This is a genomic window from Streptomyces sp. NPDC051136, assembly GCF_044455745.1.
Taxonomy (GTDB): domain Bacteria; phylum Actinomycetota; class Actinomycetes; order Streptomycetales; family Streptomycetaceae; genus Streptomyces.
This window is the reverse complement of the sequence record NZ_JBITFE010000006.1, coordinates 40,909-55,436: the sequence shown is the minus strand read 5'-3', so window position 1 is coordinate 55,436 and position 14,528 is coordinate 40,909. Positions and strand designations below refer to the sequence as shown.

The 14,528-nt window shown below is 72.1% G+C and carries 12 protein-coding genes; 3 read left to right on the top strand and 9 right to left on the bottom strand.

Annotation, left to right across the window (positions count from 1 at the left end; translation table 11 throughout):
• Positions 1-58 precede the first annotated feature (58 nt).
• Positions 59-730 (bottom strand): endonuclease NucS, encoded by a 672-nt coding sequence (nucS, locus tag ACIBCJ_RS18175; protein ID WP_059301477.1) that lies wholly within the window; start codon positions 728-730, stop codon positions 59-61.
• Positions 731-1,020: 290 nt separating this feature from the next.
• On the opposite strand from nucS, the gene ACIBCJ_RS18170 reads away from it, so the two are divergent.
• Positions 1,021-1,413, top strand: coding sequence for an SCO5389 family protein (locus ACIBCJ_RS18170; protein ID WP_362102902.1), 393 nt, complete (start codon positions 1,021-1,023; stop codon positions 1,411-1,413).
• Positions 1,414-1,495: 82 nt separating this feature from the next.
• Here ACIBCJ_RS18170 and ACIBCJ_RS18165 read toward each other — a convergent pair whose 3' ends face one another.
• A complete protein-coding gene (locus ACIBCJ_RS18165) occupies positions 1,496-2,524 on the bottom strand; it encodes an LLM class flavin-dependent oxidoreductase (RefSeq protein WP_362102904.1) in 1,029 nt (342 codons plus the stop codon).
• Positions 2,525-2,778: 254 nt separating this feature from the next.
• Between ACIBCJ_RS18165 and ACIBCJ_RS18160 the strand changes: the two genes are divergently transcribed.
• Positions 2,779-3,108, top strand: coding sequence for an ATP/GTP-binding protein (locus ACIBCJ_RS18160; RefSeq protein ID WP_133887405.1), 330 nt, complete (start codon positions 2,779-2,781; stop codon positions 3,106-3,108).
• Between the two features lie 33 nt (positions 3,109-3,141).
• Here the strand turns inward: ACIBCJ_RS18160 and ACIBCJ_RS18155 are convergent, their stop codons facing one another.
• The 7 genes from ACIBCJ_RS18155 to mce form a co-directional block, all read right to left on the bottom strand.
• The gene (locus ACIBCJ_RS18155; RefSeq protein WP_362102906.1) at positions 3,142-4,011 is read right to left on the bottom strand and encodes an ABC transporter permease subunit; all 870 of its coding nucleotides are present in this window, start codon (positions 4,009-4,011) and stop codon (positions 3,142-3,144) included.
• Positions 4,008-5,279, bottom strand: coding sequence for an ABC transporter ATP-binding protein (locus tag ACIBCJ_RS18150; RefSeq protein WP_365979922.1), 1,272 nt, complete (start codon positions 5,277-5,279; stop codon positions 4,008-4,010). The genes ACIBCJ_RS18155 and ACIBCJ_RS18150 overlap by 4 nt, the downstream gene beginning before the upstream one ends.
• A gap of 164 nt (positions 5,280-5,443) precedes the next feature.
• Entirely contained in the window at positions 5,444-6,214 is a 771-nt protein-coding gene (locus ACIBCJ_RS18145; protein WP_365979921.1) for an ABC transporter permease, read from the bottom strand.
• Between the two features lie 2 nt (positions 6,215-6,216).
• Positions 6,217-7,209: an ABC transporter ATP-binding protein gene (locus ACIBCJ_RS18140; RefSeq protein WP_166661808.1), complete on the bottom strand. Its 993-nt coding sequence runs from the start codon at positions 7,207-7,209 to the stop codon at positions 6,217-6,219.
• A gap of 124 nt (positions 7,210-7,333) precedes the next feature.
• Entirely contained in the window at positions 7,334-8,266 is a 933-nt protein-coding gene (locus tag ACIBCJ_RS18135; RefSeq protein WP_133887409.1) for a cellulose-binding protein, read from the bottom strand.
• Between the two features lie 207 nt (positions 8,267-8,473).
• Positions 8,474-12,454 carry a polarized growth protein Scy gene (scy, locus tag ACIBCJ_RS18130; RefSeq protein WP_365979920.1) on the bottom strand — a complete coding sequence of 1,327 codons (3,981 nt, stop codon included), beginning with the start codon at positions 12,452-12,454 and terminating at the stop codon, positions 8,474-8,476.
• A gap of 234 nt (positions 12,455-12,688) precedes the next feature.
• Entirely contained in the window at positions 12,689-13,129 is a 441-nt protein-coding gene (gene mce, locus ACIBCJ_RS18125) for a methylmalonyl-CoA epimerase (protein WP_102932132.1), read from the bottom strand.
• Between the two features lie 149 nt (positions 13,130-13,278).
• On the opposite strand from mce, the gene ACIBCJ_RS18120 reads away from it, so the two are divergent.
• Positions 13,279-14,511 carry an acetyl-CoA C-acetyltransferase gene (locus ACIBCJ_RS18120; RefSeq protein WP_362102915.1) on the top strand — a complete coding sequence of 411 codons (1,233 nt, stop codon included), beginning with the start codon at positions 13,279-13,281 and terminating at the stop codon, positions 14,509-14,511.
• Positions 14,512-14,528 lie beyond the last annotated feature (17 nt).

Sequence of the window (14,528 nt, the reverse complement as noted above, 5' to 3'; positions counted from 1 at the left end):
AGGGCCGGGTCCGACCCACGGACCCGGCCCTGCTCCGTACCTGCCGCGTGACGTCCCCTCAGAACAGCCGCAGCTTGTCGTCCTCGATGCCCCGCAGGGCGTTGTAGTCCAGCACCTGGCAGCCGATGCCGCGGTCCGTGGCCAGCACGCGGGCCTGCGGTTTGATCTCCTGGGCGGCGAAGACACCGCGCACGGGGGCGAGGTGCGGATCGCGGTTCAGCAGCTCCAGGTAGCGGGTGAGCTGCTCCACGCCGTCGATCTCGCCGCGCCGCTTGATCTCGACGGCGACGGTCCCGCCCTGGGCGTCCCGGCACAGGATGTCGACCGGGCCGATGGCGGTCATGTACTCGCGGCGGATGAGGGTGTAGCCCTCGCCCAGGGTGTCGATGCGGTCGGCGAGCAGCTCCTGGAGGTGCGCTTCCACGCCGTCCTTGATCAGGCCGGGATCGACGCCCAGTTCGTGCGAGGAGTCGTGGAGGATCTCCTCCATCGTGATGATGAGCTTCTCGCCCGCCTTGTTGACGACGGTCCAGACGCCCTCCTCCTCGCCCGTGCCCTCCTTCAGGGTGCAGGGCGGCGACATCCAGTTGAGGGGCTTGTAGGCCCGGTCGTCGGCGTGGATCGAGACGCTGCCGTCCGCCTTGACCAGGATCAGCCGGGGGGCCGAGGGCAGGTGGGCGGTGAGCCGTCCGGCGTAGTCGACGGAACAGCGGGCAATGACGAGACGCATGGTCGGCAACGCTACTCGACGCGCCCGGTCCGACGCGATTCGCCCATGCCCGGCCGTCCCGCGACCCCCCGGCACGCTGTCCCACTTCTCCCATTGGACCCGTCTTGCGCACTGGCCGATTGTGGGCCTACCGGATGGTGTCCATCTGGGCATTCTCCTGGTGCCGTCACGATCGGTTGCTTACGGTATTGAACGGGAGGTCGCGAACCGTGTACGCAGCGTGTTCGGAATCGCGAACTCCCTCAACTGTCCGGCAACCCCTGCCAATCGGGGGTGCGAGAGGAGAACCCATGTCGCTCGACGTCTCACCGGCCCTACTCGAACAGGCCGAGCGAGGCGAGGTCGACGAAGCAGACTTCGTCGACTGCGTCCGGACCTCCCTGCCCTACGCATGGGAGATGGTCAGCTCCCTGGTGGCACAGCTGAAGGTCGACGGCGGAGCGTTCGCCGACAACCAGACGCCCCCGCCGGACGAGCAGGCGCGCGGCCAGCTCCTGCGTGCGCTCGCGAGTGACGCCATACGCGGTGCACTGCAGCGGCACTTCGGGGTGCGGCTGGCCTTCCAGAACTGCCACCGGGTGGCGGTGTTCCCGTTGGACTCCTCCGTCGACGAGACGCTGAACAAGTTCACCTCGGTGCGCAGCCAGTTGCTGAACCAGTCGCCCGAACTGCGCGACTGCTGACGTCTTTTGGGAAACCCGCTTGCCGCTCCGTACGCGGGAGGTGCAGTTCTGTACCGGAGCGGCAAGCTCCCCGCCCGCGGGCTCAGCGGAGCCGGGGGAGCACCTCGGCCCCGAGCCGCCGCACGTTCTCCTCGGTCGCCGCCAGGTCTCCCGAACCCTCCACGAGCAGGGCGAAGCGGGAGATGCCGGTCCGCTCGCCGGTCGCCGCGAGCCGGTCCGCGCACAGCCGGGGCGTGCCCACCGGGTGCAGCCCGCAGAGCAGTTCGGTGTACTCGTGCGGGTCGCGCATCCGCCGGGTCCGGCCGTCCACCGTGACATGGGCGCCGAGACCCTGCCGCAGCCAGCCCGGCATCGCCTTGAGCAGGGTCTCGGCCGCGTCCGCGCGCCGGTCCGCGATCTGGCAGACCCCGGCGGACACGTGCGCGGCGCCGTGGATCTCCTCGGAGGTCCGGCCGGCTTCGCGCGCGTGGCGGCGCCACAGGGCGACCATCTCCGCCTTCTCCTCGTCGCCGACGTGCATCCCGAGGAGCATCGGCAGCCCCCGCTCGGCCGCGTTGCGCACGCTCGACGGCGACGTGCAGGCGACCACGACCTCCGGGCCCGGCTCCTGCTCCAGGGACTCCGAGGGCCGCGGCACGACGGGCACCTCGCGGAACCGGAAGCGGTCCCCCGAGGCGCCGACGGCCGGGTCGCGCAGCCAGCGCAGCAGCAGATCCAGCGACTCCGGAAAGCCGCTCTCGTACGCCTCCAGACCCGCTCCGAACACCTCCAGGTCCACCCACGGCCCGCCGCGGCCCACGCCCAGCGAGAACCGGCCGCCGCTCGTGACGTGCAGCAGCGCGGCCTGCTCGCCGAGTGCCACGGGGTGCACGGTGGGCAGCACACTGACCGCGGTGCCGACCCGGATGCGCCGGGTGCGGCCCAGCAGCAGCGCGGCCAGCGTCACGGCCGACGGGCACGTGCCGTACGGCACGAAGTGGTGCTCGGCCAGCCAGACCGCGTCGAGCCCGGCCTCCTCGGCGACCTCGGCCGAGCGGACCGCGCGGTGCAGCGCCTCTCCCTGGCCCTGGCCCGGGAACTGGGCACCCAACACGAAACTTCCTACGCGCATTGCCTTTTCCTGCTTCCTCGGCCCCGACGTGGAGCTCCCCCGCAGGGCATAACCGCCTGACACGTGCCGAGGACACGGCCGGACGGAGGGATTTGCGGATTGTCTGCAGAATCGGCCGCTGTGGAACGGGACACGGGCCCGGACGGCAACTCCGCGCGGGGGAGTTGCGGTGTTTGGTGCCGTACGCCTACCCGTGTCCGTGCCGCGTAGGCTGGAAGCCGCACTGCTTCCTGTATAGCTCCGTGAGGTGTCCCGTGTCCCCGCGTCGCAACCGACCCAAGGGAGCCGGTCCGTCCGGCCCGAGCGCCGAGGACGGCTCCGGGCGCTACGGCGGCTGGCAGTCCTCGGAGAGCTGGCAGGGCGAGGAGTGGAGCGTACGGCACGTGGCGGGCGCCAGCGCGCAGGGGAAGTCCTACCGCTGCCCCGGGTGCGACCAGCTCATCCCGGACGGTGTCCCGCACGTGGTGGCCTGGCCGGCCCACGCGGGCGTCGACGACCGGCGGCACTGGCACAAGGCGTGCTGGAACGCGAAGGACCGCCGCACCACGCGGGTGCAGCGGTCCCGTAACGCGCCGAGGTTCTGAGGATCCCGCCCGCGGGTTCCCGGCCGTGCGGCCTCACACGTCCCGCTGCTCCAGCAGGACGAAGGCGGCGGCGAGCGCGGCGGCGGTCACGCCCAGCAGGATCCACAGCGGGTCCCAGCCCGAGGGTCCTGACTCGGAGAGCGAGTTGGCGTAGAAGATGCTCATCTGGTTCGGGATCGAGTACTCGAACAGGGCCTGCTGCACGTCCTTGAGCGACTCCGAGAACATGAACAGCGCGATCACCAGCGGGGCGAGCAGGACGCCGACCATGATGGTGATCGCGCCCGCCGAGTGCCGGATGATCGAGCCCACGGCCAGCGAGAGCAGCCCGAGCAGCGCCACGTAGAGCGAGACGCCGACGGTGCCCTTCAGCCACTCCGAACCGGTGGGGTCGACGGCGCCGTTGCCCTCCAGCATGGTCACGTGGGCCAGCCCCACCAGCGTCGCGGACACCAGCGTCACCACGAAGGCGACCAGGAAGAACACGATGCCCTTGGCCGCCAGCACCCGGCCGCGGCTGGGGCAGGCGGTCATGGTGGTGCGGATCATGCCCGTGCCGTACTCGGACGCGGTGGTCAGCACGCCGAGCGTGATCACGCACATGCTGCCGAGCAGCAGCCCGAAGAAGCCGAGGCTCAGCGCGCTCTCACCGGCCAGGTCGGATTCCGAGCCGGCCACCACCGCGCCGGTCAGCATCCCGATGCCGAGGACCAGCAGGACGAACACGCCCAGCGTCCACATCGTCGAACGCACCGACTTGATCTTCGTCCACTCGGAGGCCAGCGCGTGCACCAGGTTGGTGCGCACCACAGGGATCGGCGACGTGTAGGTGGGGTACGGCGAACCGGGCGCCGCGTGCCACTCGGGCGCGGGGTGCTGCGTCGGGGGCTGGGGCGTGCTCATCGGGCGTCCTCGGGCTTGGTCGGGTCGGTGACGGGCGCGGAGGCGGGCGCCGGGGCGGCGGTGGGCGGCGCGGGGGCGGCCCCGGGAGGCGCGGGGGCCGCGGCGGGCGGCGGGGGCGCCTGCGGGGCCTGCTGCGCCGCGTACGGGTTGGCCGGCTGCCCGCCCGGGACGGCGCCGGGCGCCGCCGGAGAGCCGTACGGGCCCGCCGGAGCCAGGCCCGGCGCGGCGAAGGGCTGACCGCCCTGCTGGGGCGGCGGCGGGGCGTACCAGCCGGCCTGGCCCTGCCCGGGCACCGGCATCGGCGGCTGCGCGCCGGGCGGCAGGGGCTGCTGGAGCCCCGCCTTCTGGTCGACGGTCGACCGGTAGTCCACGGCGCCCTGCGTCATGCGCATGTACGCCTCCTCCAGCGACGCCTGGTGCGGCGACAGCTCCCACAGCCGCACGTCGGTGTCGTGCGCGATGTCGCTGATCCTGGGGAGGGGGAGGCCGGTCACGCGCAGCGCGCCGTCCTGCTCGGGCAGCACGTGGCCGCCGGCCTCGGTCAGCGCCGAGGTCAGCTTCTCGCGCAGCTGCGGCTCGGTGTCCGGCGTCCGCACCCGCGCGAAGTCGGCGGAGTTGGCCGAGATGAAGGCCGTCACGCTCATGTCGGCGAGCAGTTGGCCGCGCCCGATGACGATCAGGTGGTCGGCGGTCAGCGCCATCTCGCTCATCAGGTGCGAGGAGACGAACACGGTGCGCCCCTCGGCCGCGAGGGCCTTCATCAGGTTGCGCACCCAGTGGATGCCCTCCGGGTCGAGACCGTTGACCGGCTCGTCGAAGAGCAGCACCTGGGGGTCGCCGAGCAGCGCCGCGGCGATGCCGAGCCGCTGGCCCATGCCGAGGGAGAAGCCCTTGGAACGCCGCTTGGCCACGTCCTGGAGGCCGACCACGCCGAGCACCTCGTCCACCCGGCGTGCCGGGATGCCCGACAGCTGGGCGAGGCTCAGCAGGTGGTTGCGGGCGGCCCGGCCGCCGTGCACCGCCTTGGCGTCCAGGAGCGCCCCGACGTGCCGGGCGGCGTTCGGCAGCTTGCGGTACGGGTGGCCGCCGATCGTCACGTGACCCGCGGTGGGGTTGTCCAGGCCCAGGATCATGCGCATCGTCGTCGACTTGCCGGAGCCGTTGGGGCCCAGGAAGCCGGTGACGGCGCCGGGCCGCACCTGGAAGGAGAGGTCGTGCACGGCGGTCTTGTCGCCGTATCGCTTGGTCAGGCCGACAGCCTCGATCATGCTCCGCACCCATCGGAAGGTTCAGGACAGCAGGGCACACGCCCCCGTAAGGGTTAGGAGCTTATCCAGGAGCTGACGGTTCCGTTCAAGCGCGGGCAAAGTCCGACGCCGTACGGAGGACGCCGGGACCCGTGACCGCCCCGGCGCGCTCCGTGTCCGCCGGCCTACGCGTCCCGCTTGCGCAGCACCGCGTATCCGCCGACGAGCGCCGCGATCACCCACAGGGCCATGATGCCGAGGCCGCCCCACGGCCCGTACGGGACGTCGTCGTCGATCGGCGTGACCACCTGCATGATCTTGCTGCCGGCCTGGTCGGGGAGGAAGCGGCCGACCTTCTCCGTCGCCGGGACGTTGCCCAGGATGTTGGAGATCAGGAAGAAGAACGGCATCAGGATGCCCAGCGACAGCATCGGGGAGCGCAGCATCGCGGCGACGCCCATCGAGAACATCGCGATGAGGGTCATGTAGAGGCCGCCGCCGAACACCGCGCGCAGCACGCCCGGGTCGCCGATCGACGCCTTGAGGTCGCCGAGCATCGTCTGCCCCAGGAAGAACGTGGCGAAGCTGGTGATCATGGCCACGACCAGGGCGAGGAGGGTGGCCACCGCGATCTTGCTGAACAGGAAGGTGCCGCGCCGCGGCACCGCGGCCAGCGAGGTGCGGATCATGCCGGAGCTGTACTCGTTGCCCACCACCAGGACCCCGAACACGATCATCGCCAGCTGGCCGAGGCTGGTGCCGGCGAAGCTGATGAAGGTCGGGTCGAAGGAGAGCTGGTCCCGTCGGCTCATGTCGCCGAACTCGTTCTTCGACAGGGCCGAGATCAGCATGCCGAGGGCGATCGTGACGACCACCGCGAGGCCCAGCGTCCACACCGTGGACGCGACCGACCGGATCTTGGTCCACTCGGACCGGACGACCTGTGTCGCCGCCATGCTCAACCCCTCTTCCAGTCGCTGCCCCACTGCTGCCGCGGCGGCGGCCCCGGTGGCTGGTGCTGCTGCGGCACCGCGCCGGGCGGCTGCCCGTCGTGCGCGTGGTACTCCACGGACTCCGCCGTCAGCTGCATGAACGCCTCCTCCAGCGAGGCGCGCTGCGGGCTCAGCTCGTGCAGCACGATCTGCTGCCGCGCCGCCAGCTCCCCGACGGCCTCCGACTTGTCGCCGTCCACCTCCAGCACCCCCTCGGCCGCCTCGGTGACCGGGACGCCGGCGTCGTGCAGCGCGTCGAGCAGCTGCTCGCGCTGCGGGGTGCGGATCCGGACGTAGCTGCGGGAGTTCTCCGCGATGAACTCGGCCATCGAGGTGTCCGCCAGCAGCCGGCCCTGGCCGATGACCACCAGGTGGTCGGCGGTCAGCGCCATCTCGCTCATCAGGTGCGAGGAGACGAAGACCGTACGGCCCTGCGAGGCCAGGGTCTTCATCAGGTTCCGGATCCAGTGGATGCCCTCGGGGTCGAGCCCGTTGACCGGCTCGTCGAACATCAGGATCCGCGGGTCGCCGAGGAGCGCGGCGGCGATGCCGAGCCGCTGCCCCATGCCGAGGGAGAAACCCTTGGTCTTCTTCCGGGCGACCGCGGAGAGCCCGACGGTGTCCAGCACCTCGCGCACCCGCCCGGCCGGTATGCCGTTGCTCTGCGCGAGGCACAGCAGGTGGTTGTAGGCGCTGCGCCCGCCGTGCCACGCCTTGGCCTCGAGCAGCGCGCCGATGTACGTCAGCGGGTCCTTGAGCTGTTCGTAGTGCTTGCCGTCGATCCGCACGTCCCCGGCCGTGGGCCGGTCCAGGCCCAACACCATCCGCATGGTGGTCGACTTGCCCGCACCGTTGGGGCCGAGGAAGCCCGTGATGATGCCGGGTCTGACGGTGAAGGAGAGATTGTTGACCGCCACCTTCTCGCCGTACCGCTTGGTCAGCCCCTCGAGCTCGATCATGGCGCCCACGCTAGAACGGGACGAGGCCCGCTGCCACCCCAGTGACAGAAGGCCTCGCCCTCGTTCGTACATATTCAGCAGGCGTACGCCCCCGCGCCGGCCGCGACGTGCCGGCCGGACGGCGTCAGCGGGACTGCTGGGCCGGCACCCCGCGGGAGACCGACTCGTCCTCGACCGACGGAGCGGCGGCCACCGCGGCGCCCGTGAGGGACGCCAGCATCTCGCGCACGTTGGTCAGCTGCGCGTTGATGGAGTCGCGGCGGTTGGTGAGGGCGGCCAGCTCGCGCTCCGACTCCGAACGGATCCGGTCGGCCTTGGCGTTGGCGTCGGCCACGATGTCCTCGGACTGGCGCTGCGCCGTCTCCACGGTCTGGCGGGCCCGGCGCTCGGCGTCCGTGCGCAGCTTCTCCGCCTCCAGGCGCAGCTGCTCCGCGCGGTGCTCGATCTCGGCGAGCCGCTTCTCGGCCTTGGCCTGACGGGAGGCCAGGTCGCGCTCGGACTGCTCACGGCGCTTGGCGAGGTTCGTCTCGAAGTCGGCGGCGGCCTGCGCGGCCTTCGCGCGGGTCTCCTCGAAGAGGGCGTCGGCCTCGTCCCGCTTGGACTGCGCGTCCTTCTGCGCCTCGGAGCGCAGCTGGGAGGCGTCGCCCTTGGCCTTCTCGACGATCCGGACGCCCTCGTCCTCGGCCTTGGCCTTGCGCTCGGCGGCGTACGACTCCGCGTCGTTGCGCACCTGCTGGGCGGCCGACTCGGCCAGCTCGCGGTGCTGCTCGGCCGCGCGCCGGGCCTCCTCGCGCAGGTCCTTCGCCTCTTCCTCGGCGAGCCGCAGGATCTTCTCGACCCGGGCACCGAGACCGGCGTACGACGGCTCTGCGTCGTTGACCTGGGCCTGGGCGTTCTGAGTCTCGAGGTGGAGCTCCTCGATGCGCTTTTCCAGAGCGGTGATGCGGGTGAGAGCGCTGTCACGGTCGGAGACGAGCTTGGAGATGCGTTCGTCCACCTGAGCGCGGTCGTACCCACGCCGCACAAGCTCGAAGCCGTAGGGGGAAGTGTCGCTCATGGGGTTCCTGTCGAAAGAGACCGGGTGAGGTGATAGAGGGAATCCTAGGCGCCGATGCGGTGTGTCATCGAGCGGATGCGCGTTTGATACGGAGAATGACACCTCTTTTGGGTGGCTCACCCGTGGATGGCTTGCCAAAGCCGGCGCGGAAGAGCCCGCCGTGACCCGGCCAAAGATCTCCAGCAGACACCGAATCCCGGCCGGACGCTAGCTCTCTGACGACTTGCCACCCGAACGTGGGGCGCCCACCGTCGCTCCGGCCTTCACCCCGTTGTCCTTCGCGCCCCCGGGCGCCTCGAAGGACTCCAGTGCCTCCAGCACGTCCTGCACCCGGGAGATCTCCGCGTTGATGTCCTCGCGGCGCCTCACCAGGACCTCCAGCTCGCGCTTGCCCTCGTCGACCGTGCGCCGGGCCTCGCGGACCGCCTCGGCCTTCAGCTCCTCGGCCTCGCGGACCAGCGTGGCCTTCTTCTGCTCGGCCTCCTTGAGCAGCCCCTCGGCCTTCTTGACGGCGGCGATGCGCACCTTGCCGGCCTCGGAGTTGGCCTCCGACACCAGCTCCTTGGCCTTGGCCTCCGCCTTGGCGAGCTGCTCCTCGGCGGCCTTCACGAGCGCGTCGCAGCGGTCGCCGGCCGACTTCATCGTCTCGGCGGCCTCGCGGCGGGCCCGCTCGTGCAGCTCCTCGATCTCGGAGGTGAGGCGCTCGCGCAGCTCCTCCGCGCGCTCCCTTATGGCGGTCGCGTCCCGGCGGGCACCCACCAGCAGCTCGTCGGCGTCCGTACGGGCCTTCTCCACCCGGGTGTTGCCCTCGACGGTCGCCTCCGAGACGATCCGGTCGGCCTCCGCGCGGGCCGCGCCGACCATCGTGTCGGCCTGCGACTCGGCGTCCGCGGTGGTCTTCTGGGCCTGCTGCTGCGCCTCGGAGAGCAGCTTGTCGGCCTCCGCCGCGGTCTCCGTGATGAGCTTGTCGACCTGCTCGGCCGCCTCCGAACGCCGCTTGTTGGCGTCCTTGCGGGCCTCGTCCAGGGTGCGCTCGGCCTCCTCGCGGGCGGCCGTGGTGACCCGCTCGGCCTCCGCCGCCGCCTCGGTCCGCACCCGGTCCGCCTCGGTGCGCAGGCGCTCCGCGTGCTGCTGGGCCGAGCCGACCGTGTCGGCGGCCTCGGCCCGCAGCCGCTCCGCCTCCCCGGTGGCGTCCGAGACCAGCTGGTCGGCCCGGGCGCTCGCCTCGGCCCGTACCCGCTCGGCCTCGGCGATCGTCTCGGTGCGCAGCCGCTCCGCCTCGGTGGCCGCCTCGGTCCTGACCCGCTCGGACTCGCTCGCCGCCTCGGCGGTGACCCGCTCGGCCTCCGCGAGCGTCTCCGTCCGGATCCGGTCGGTCTCGGCCGCCGTCTCGGTGGTGAGCCGCTCGGCCTCGGAACGCGCCTCGGTGATCAGGGTGTCCGCCTGCGTCGCCGCGTCGGACCTGATGCGGTTGGCGTCCTCACGGGCGTCGGCCCGGGTGCGCGCCGCGGACTGCTCGGCCTCGGCGATGGCGTCGGAGGCCTCGGTGCGCACCCGCTGGGCGTGCTCGGAGACGTCCGCGCGGATCCGGTCGGCCTCCGTGATGGCCTCGGACACCGTGCGCTCGGCCAGCGACTTGGCGGCCTCGGTCTCCTCCTGCGCCTCGCGCCTGAGGCGTCCGGCGTCCTCGCTCGCCCGCTCCCGCTCGGCGTAGGCGTCGGCGCGGACCCGGTCCGCCTCCTCCTGGGCCTCGTGCCGAGTGCGCTCGGCGGCGTGTTCGGCGGCGCTGCGCAGGCCGGTGATCTCCTCCTGGGCCTGCTCGTGCAGCCCGGCGACCGACTCGCGCACCTGCGCCGCGTGTTGCTCGGCGGCCGACACCATCTCGGTGGCGCGCCGGTCGGCCTCCTCGACCAGCCGTACCGCCTCGGCCTGCGCCTCCTCCACGCGGTTGCGCGCCGAGGCCAGCAGCTCCTCGCTCTGCTCGCGGGCCCGCTCGCGCTCCTGGTCGGCCTCCTGCCGGGCGGAGCCGAGCAGCTCCTCCGCCTCGCGGCGGCGCCGGGCGGCCTCCTCCTGCGCGGCGGCCAGCGCCTCGGACGCCTCGGCCGCGATGCGCTCGGCGGCGGACTGCGCCTCCGCCCGCACCCGGTCGGCGCTCTCCTGCGCCTCCGACCTCAGCCGCTCCGCCTCGCTCGCGGCCTCGGTGCGCAGCCGCACGGCGACGTTCTCGCCCTCCGCGCGGGAGGCGGACGCGTCGGCGGCGGCCTCGGTGCGCAGCCGCTCGGCCTCCGTCTCGGCCTGCTGCTGGAGGGTACGGATCCGCTCCGCGGCCTCGGTGCGCAGCCGCTCGCTCTCCTCGGCGGCCTCGCGGCGGATCCGCTCGCCCTCCTCGCGGGCCTCGCTCAGCGCCTCCTCGGCGGCGGTGCGGCGCTCCTCGGCCTCGGTGTGCAGCCGCGTCAGCTCCTCGGCGGCCTCCGCCTGCCGGGCCTCGACGGCGCGCTCGGTCTCCTCGCGCAGCTCACGGGCGGCGCGCTCGGCCTCCGCCTGGAGCTCCTCCACCCGCTCGGCGGCCTCCGCGCGGTGCCGCTCGGCCTCCGCACGGGTGCGCTCCAGGGTCTCCTCGGCCTGCCGGCGCAGGGTCGTCGCCCGCTCGATGGCCTCGGTGCGGACCTTCTCGCTGTCCGCCGTCGCGCTCTGGCGCAGCTCGTCGGCGTCCGCCTTGGCCTTGGCGAGCAGTTCCTCGGCGGTTTTCGCCGCCTCCTCGATCTGCGCCACGGCCTCCTTGCGGGCCTCGGCGCGGATCTTCTCGCCCTCTTCGACCGCGTCGGCCCGCAGCTGCTCGGCCTCGCCGCGCAGCCGGCGCGCCTCCTCCTGCAACTCGACCGTCTTGGCGCGGTACTCCTTGGTGTCGTCCTTCGCCGCGCCCTTGAGCTGCTCGGCGATGTCGTGCGCCTCGCCGCGCAGCCGGTCCGCCTCGGCCTCGGCCTCGGTGCGGATCCGCTCGGCCTCCTCGGTGGCGGCCTTCGTGGTCCGCTTGGCTTCCTCGGCCGCCTTGTTCAGCACGTCCTCGGCGGTCTTGGCCGCCTTGGACAGCTGGGTGGCCGACTCCTCGGCGGTGATCGTGCGGGCCTTCTCGGCGGCCTCCGCGACGATCCGTTCGGCCTCGGCGCGGGCGTCCGCGACCACCTGCTCGGCCTCGGACCTGGTGCTCTCGGCGTCCTTGGTGGCCTCGCCGACCAGCCGGGCGACCTGTTCCTTGGCGGTACGGGTGCGCTGCTCGTTGGTCGCCTCGGCGCTCGACAGCGCCTTGGACGCGGCCTCCTCGGCCTCGGCGACCACCTTCTCGGCCTCGGCCTGCGCCTTGCGCAGCGCCTCCTCGGCCTCGGACATGCGCTGCTCGGCGGCCCGGCTCAGCTCCTGGGCCTCGCGGCGGGCGGACTCCGACTCGGTGGCGGTGGAACTGCGGAGCCGCTCCGCGTGGTCGGTGGCCTCCTGCGCCTGCGTGGAAGCGGCGTTCAGCAGCCGCTCGGCGTCGGTGCGGGCCCGGCGCAGGATCTGCTCGGCCTCCGCGCGGGCGCTCTCCGCGTCGCTGCGCAGCCGCTGACGGGCCTCGGAGGTCAGCCGCTCCGCCTCCGCGCGGGCCGCGCTCAGGGCCTGCTCGGCCTCCGCGCGGGACTCGTCGAGGAGCCGGCGGGCCTGCTGCTCGGTGCGGGCGCGCAGCTGCTCCGCCCAGGCCACGTTTTCGTTGACGTGCGACTCGACGGTCTGCCGGCGCTCGGCCAGCTCCTGGTCCAGCTGCTGGCGGCGGGTCACCGCCTCCTGGTGCAGCTCCGCCTGGAGCCGGGCGGCCTGCTCGGCGTGCTCCTGGAGGATGCGCTGGGTCTGCGCCCGGGCCTGGCTCAGCTCCCGCTCCGCGTCGGCGCGCAGCTGGTCGGCCTGGGTCTGCGCGTTGCGCAGCAACTGCTCGGCCTGGTACCCGATGTCGCCGCCGTCGAAGGCGGGCCGGGACATGATGGTGCGCCGCGCCTCGTGCAGCTTGGCGCGCAGCACCTCGACCTGGTAGCCGAGGTCCTCGGCGTGCTGGATCGCCTTTTCCCGCTCGGTCTTCAGCCGCTTCATCTCGGCCTCGAACCGAGAGAGGTGGTCGACGTCAGCCGCCGGCTCTCGCTCCTGGCTCTCGTAGCCCCGCACTGCGCGGTCCCATCCGTCCCCTGGTCGCAAATCTTCCCGAACGAGCTCCGTCCGTACGCCGGACGGTGCCCCCGGGGAATGGTGTCAGATCAACGGCGGAGCATGTGCTGCTGCCCCGTCGCCGACCCCCCGAAACACGACCCCGGCGGTCCCGTCGTCGCACGATGACAGGACCGGGTCACCCTGGACTGAGCGGCGACCGCACCCAACCCTACCGGCCCATATGTACGAGGGTCAGTGCTCAGGTGACTCAACAGCCGCCGATGTGACGAGTTCTGTCAGTACGCCATGGCAGTCCTTGGGGTGCAGGAAGGTGATCCGCGACCCCATCGAACCGCGCCGGGGCTCGTCGTACAGAACGCGTACGCCCTTCCCGCGGATGTCCGCGGCGTCGGCGTCCACGTCCGCCGTGCCGAAGGCGATGTGGTGGACACCCTCGCCGTTCTTCGCGAGCCACTTGCCGACCGCGGAGTCCTCGCGGGTCGGTTCGAGGAGCTGGAGGTACGAGGCGCCGCCGTCCGAGGTCTCGTTGATCTTGAGCATGGCCTCCCGGACACCCTGCTCCTCGTTGACCTCGGTGTGGAACACCTCGAAGCCGTAAGTGGCACGGTAGAACTCGACGGTCGTGTCGAGGTCGTGGCAGGCGATTCCGATGTGGTCGATTCGCGTCAGCATGGATTCAGTGCAGCGCCCCGGAGGTGGTTACGCAACGTGCGCGCGATCACACCGACCGCCGGGTGACGGGCGGCATACCGCTCAGTACATTCGAGTAAACCCTCGTTCACTCCGCGGCCTGTGCGGGCCGGAAAAGGGGATCGCAGCCCATGTCTTCTGCAGCTTCTGGAACGTCCGGAACCTCTGGTACGAACGGCACCACGTCCGTCATCGTCGCGGGTGCCCGCACCCCGATGGGGCGGCTGCTCGGCTCCCTGAAGTCCTTCTCCGGGGCCGACCTCGGCGGCTTCGCGATCAAGGCCGCCCTCGACCGCGCGGGGATCGGCGGCGACCAGGTCCAGTACGTGATCATGGGGCAGGTGCTCCAGGCCGGTGCCGGGCAGATCCCCGCGCGCCAGGCCGCCGTCAAGGCCGGCATCCCCATGAACGTCCCGGCCCTCACGATCAACAAGGTCTGCCTCTCCGGCCTCGACGCCATCGCGCTCGCCGACCAGCTCATTCGCGCGGGTGAATTCGACGTGATCGTCGCCGGCGGTCAGGAGTCCATGACCAACGCCCCGCACCTGCTCCCCAAGTCCCGCGAGGGCTACAAGTACGGCGCCGTCCAGATGATCGACGCCATGGCCTACGACGGCCTGACCGACTCCTTCGAGAACGTCGCCATGGGCGAGTCCACGGAGAAGCACAACACCCGGCTCGGCATCGACCGCGCCGCCCAGGACGAGATCGCCGCCCTGTCCCACCAGCGTGCCGCCGCCGCTCAGAAGAACGGCGTCTTCGACGCGGAGATCACGCCGGTCGAGATCCCGCAGCGCAAGGGCGACCCGGTGCTGTTCGGCAAGGACGAGGGCATCCGCGGCGACACCACCGCCGAGTCGCTGGGCAAGCTCCGCCCGGCCTTCGCCAAGGACGGCACCATCACGGCGGGCTCCTCCTCGCAGATCTCCGACGGTGCGGCCGCCGTGGTCGTGATGAGCCGGGCCAAGGCCGAGGAACTGGGCCTGGAGTGGATCGCGGAGATCGGCGCCCACGGCAACGTCGCGGGCCCGGACAACTCTTTGCAGTCGCAGCCGTCGAACGCCATCCAGCACGCCCTGAAGAAGGAGGGCCTGGAGGTCGGCGACCTCGACCTCATCGAGATCAACGAGGCGTTCGCGGCCGTCGCCGTCCAGTCAATGAAGGACCTCGGCGTATCCACCGAAAAGGTGAACGTCAACGGTGGCGCCATCGCCCTGGGGCACCCGATCGGCATGTCCGGCGCCCGCCTGGTGCTGCACCTGGCGCTGGAACTGAAGCGGCGCGGCGGCGGCGTCGGCGCGGCGGCGCTGTGCGGCGGCGGCGGCCAGGGCGACGCGCTGATCGTGCGGGTCCCCGGCGCCTGAGGGCGCGGCAGGCCTGA

Bases quoted from the DNA above. Each gene is read 5' to 3' on its own strand.
- ACIBCJ_RS18120 (WP_362102915.1), top strand. From the start codon at position 13,279: ATGTCTTCTGCAGCTTCTGGAACGTCCGGAACCTCTGGTACGAACGGC.
- ACIBCJ_RS18135 (WP_133887409.1), bottom strand. From the start codon at position 8,266: ATGAGCGACACTTCCCCCTACGGCTTCGAGCTTGTGCGGCGTGGGTAC.
- mce (WP_102932132.1), bottom strand. From the start codon at position 13,129: ATGCTGACGCGAATCGACCACATCGGAATCGCCTGCCACGACCTCGAC.
- ACIBCJ_RS18140 (WP_166661808.1), bottom strand. From the start codon at position 7,209: ATGATCGAGCTCGAGGGGCTGACCAAGCGGTACGGCGAGAAGGTGGCG.
- ACIBCJ_RS18165 (WP_362102904.1), bottom strand. From the start codon at position 2,524: ATGCGCGTAGGAAGTTTCGTGTTGGGTGCCCAGTTCCCGGGCCAGGGC.
- ACIBCJ_RS18145 (WP_365979921.1), bottom strand. From the start codon at position 6,214: ATGGCGGCGACACAGGTCGTCCGGTCCGAGTGGACCAAGATCCGGTCG.
- ACIBCJ_RS18150 (WP_365979922.1), bottom strand. From the start codon at position 5,279: ATGATCGAGGCTGTCGGCCTGACCAAGCGATACGGCGACAAGACCGCC.
- ACIBCJ_RS18155 (WP_362102906.1), bottom strand. From the start codon at position 4,011: ATGAGCACGCCCCAGCCCCCGACGCAGCACCCCGCGCCCGAGTGGCAC.
- ACIBCJ_RS18170 (WP_362102902.1), top strand. From the start codon at position 1,021: ATGTCGCTCGACGTCTCACCGGCCCTACTCGAACAGGCCGAGCGAGGC.
- nucS (WP_059301477.1), bottom strand. From the start codon at position 730: ATGCGTCTCGTCATTGCCCGCTGTTCCGTCGACTACGCCGGACGGCTC.